Source organism: uncultured Methanofollis sp. (genome assembly GCF_937919355.1).
Lineage (GTDB): Archaea > Halobacteriota > Methanomicrobia > Methanomicrobiales > Methanofollaceae > Methanofollis.
On the sequence record NZ_CALFSA010000155.1, the window covers coordinates 1 to 2,487 of the forward strand.

General features: G+C 60.8%; 4 protein-coding genes. 2 read left to right on the forward strand and 2 right to left on the reverse strand.

What is annotated here, in order from left to right:
* Positions 1 to 631: ABC transporter permease (locus Q0520_RS07660; RefSeq protein ID WP_298668422.1), on the reverse strand; the 631-nt coding region annotated here is incomplete at its 3' end.
* On the reverse strand, positions 628 to 1,536 hold the full coding sequence (locus Q0520_RS07665) for an ABC transporter ATP-binding protein (protein ID WP_298668425.1): 909 nt from the start codon (positions 1,534 to 1,536) through the stop codon (positions 628 to 630). The genes Q0520_RS07665 and Q0520_RS07660, both read right to left, overlap by 4 nt.
* A gap of 86 nt (positions 1,537 to 1,622) precedes the next feature.
* Between Q0520_RS07665 and Q0520_RS07670 the strand changes: the two genes are divergently transcribed.
* Both Q0520_RS07670 and Q0520_RS07675 read left to right on the forward strand, forming a co-directional pair.
* Positions 1,623 to 1,832 carry a hypothetical protein gene (locus Q0520_RS07670; protein ID WP_298668428.1) on the forward strand — a complete coding sequence of 70 codons (210 nt, stop codon included), beginning with the start codon at positions 1,623 to 1,625 and terminating at the stop codon, positions 1,830 to 1,832.
* 548 nt (positions 1,833 to 2,380) lie between these two features.
* On the forward strand, positions 2,381 to 2,487 hold a 107-nt coding region (locus Q0520_RS07675), incomplete at its 3' end, for a type IV pilin N-terminal domain-containing protein (protein WP_298668431.1).

Below are 2,487 nucleotides of genomic sequence, written 5' to 3' on the forward strand. Positions count from 1 at the left end.
CGTCCTTCGAGAGGAGGGCGGCGAGGGCGAGGGCCTGGAGGAGGGGCGGGAGGAGGGAGAGGGGGAAGAAGGTGCCGGAGAAGAGGAACATGGGTGTGATGAAGAGGAGGGCGGGGTAGGTGATCGCCTCGATGTTCGGGATGACGGCGGTGAAGCACATGCCGAGGGAGGCGAAGAGGAGGCCGGCGAGGAAGGCGAAGGGGATGATGAGGAGGGAGGAGGGGAGGGCGGCGACGCCGAAGAGGAGGAGGATGGGGACGATGAGGGAGGCGGAGATGAGGCTCCTTGTCGCTCCCCAGAGGATCTCGCCCGCGATCACTTCCTCGATGGAGACGGGGGTGGCGATGACGGCGTCGAAGGTCTTCTGGTAGTACATGCGGACGTACGAGCCGTAGGTGCACTCGAAGAAGGAGGCGTTCATGATGGAGACGGCGACGAGGGCGGGGGCGATGAACTCGACGTACGGGACGCCGTCGATCTCGGAGATGTAGTAGCCGACGCCGAAGCCGAGGGCGAGGAGGTAGAGGAGGGGTTCGAGGGCGGGTTCGATGATGTGGACTTTCCAGGTCTTCGCAAAGACGTCGAGGTTCCGCCGCCAGACTGTCCAGGCGCGCCTGCCGGGGAGGGTCATTCCCGCAGGGTCCTCCCGGTGAGTTTGAGAAAGACGTCTTCAAGAGTGGCGGGGCGGGTGGTGAGGGTGATGGCGCCGCAGGTGTCGAGGAGGGTGCGGGCCAGTTCGTTCGGTCTGTCTGTCGGGACGTGGACGAGGGTGCCGGCGGTCTCGTACGGGATGCCGCGGCTCCTGAGGCAGGCGATGACGGTTTCGTCGGCCGCAACTTCGATGATGTGCCCGCCGATCGTCGTCCTGATCAGGTCTTTCGGCGATCCTTCGACGAGGACCTCGCCGTGGTCCATGATGACGAGGCGGTCGCAGAGGTGTTCGGCTTCCTCCATGGAGTGGGTGGTGAGGAGGAGGGTCGTGCCCTCCTCCTGGAGGGTGCGGAGTCTTTCCCAGATGAGGTGGCGGGCCTGGGGGTCGAGGCCGGTGGTGGGTTCGTCCAGGATGAGGATGTCGGGGTCGTTGACGAGGGCGCGGGCGAGGATGAGGCGGCGGCGCATGCCGCCGGAGAGGGTTTCGATGACGACGTCTTTCTTCCCTTCCATCTGGACGAAGGCGAGGAGGCGGGCGACTCGCTCCTCCGCTGTGCGTCTCGGGATGCCGAAGTAGCGCGCGTAGGCGAGGAGGTTTTCGGCGCCGGTGAGGTCGGGGTCGAGGTTGTTCTCCTGCGGGACGACGCCGAGGCGGGCCTTGATGGCGCGGGCGTCGACGGCGGGGTCCATGCCGAAGACGTCGAGTCTGCCGCCTGTCCGAGGCGAGACGCACTGGACCATGCGCATGGTGGTGGTCTTGCCGGCGCCGTTGGGGCCGAGGAAGCCGAAGGCTTCGCCTTCCTCGACGGCGAAGGTGATGCCGCGGACGGCGGGGATGTTCCCGAAGTGTTTTTCCAGGGCGTGCGCGACGATGACAGGGGGCATGTGTCCGGCATGGCGATCGCACCTGATGGTAGTTGTACCTTTCGGCCGCGGGGTGCTTTTTTCTCCTCTGCGGTGAAATGCACTCTATGGCATCGCCACTTCTTGCAGTGATACTCTCGTTCTTCTTGCCGGGGCTTGGCCAGTTCTACACCGGCCAGTTCCTGAAGGCGGTTCTGCTCATCGTGCTCGCTGTCGTCTTCGGTGCCCTCTCGACCATCCTGATCGGTATCCCCTTCTACATCCTGGTCTGGCTGTACTCGATGTACGACGCTTACACTGCGGCGAAATCAACGTGAACGAGATTTATTCAAATTTAATCGATTTTCAGGGGTAAAGGGGGTTTAAGAAACTCCCTTTTCATTTTCTGGCGACTCAAAACAGCTTATATTAAATACGGGCCCGTCGATACTCTCAGATACCCCCCGCCCAGACGTGTTCACCCGGGCGCGGGGGAGGGATTTTCAAATCCTTGTCTGCGTGAAACTGGTCTATTCCTGCCGGGGGGACGGCAATGCCCTGGCCGTACCCCGGCATACACCCACACAGGGGCGCTCTTTTCCCGATGTTTCTCTTCATGTGATCTCTTTTTTTCCGCGGTTCCGGGGAATGTTTATACCGCGTCCCGCCTTCAACGTAGATTTCTATAAATAGATGCCGTTTTTCCCCGGAAGCCCCGCATTTCACGCCCCCGACCCCCGATGTATTAAAAGCCGAATATCTCACAAATTTCAAATGAGACAGTTTAAATATCTCCATTTCACGTATTCAATATCGCGCAATTGGATAAGGCATATATAGTACACAACCAAATTGCGATTGTCCTCGCATGAGGAGGTAACAATCGATGAAACTCGGATATGAGCATGAAGAAGCGGTGTCGCCGGTCATCGGCGTCATCCTGATGGTCGCCATCACGGTCATCCTGGCGGCGACGGTGGCGGTCTTCGTCCT

Coding starts and splice junctions, on each gene's coding strand:
- Q0520_RS07665 (WP_298668425.1), bottom strand. CDS start 1,536: ATGCCCCCTGTCATCGTCGCGCACGCCCTGGAAAAACACTTCGGGAAC.
- Q0520_RS07670 (WP_298668428.1), top strand. CDS start 1,623: ATGGCATCGCCACTTCTTGCAGTGATACTCTCGTTCTTCTTGCCGGGG.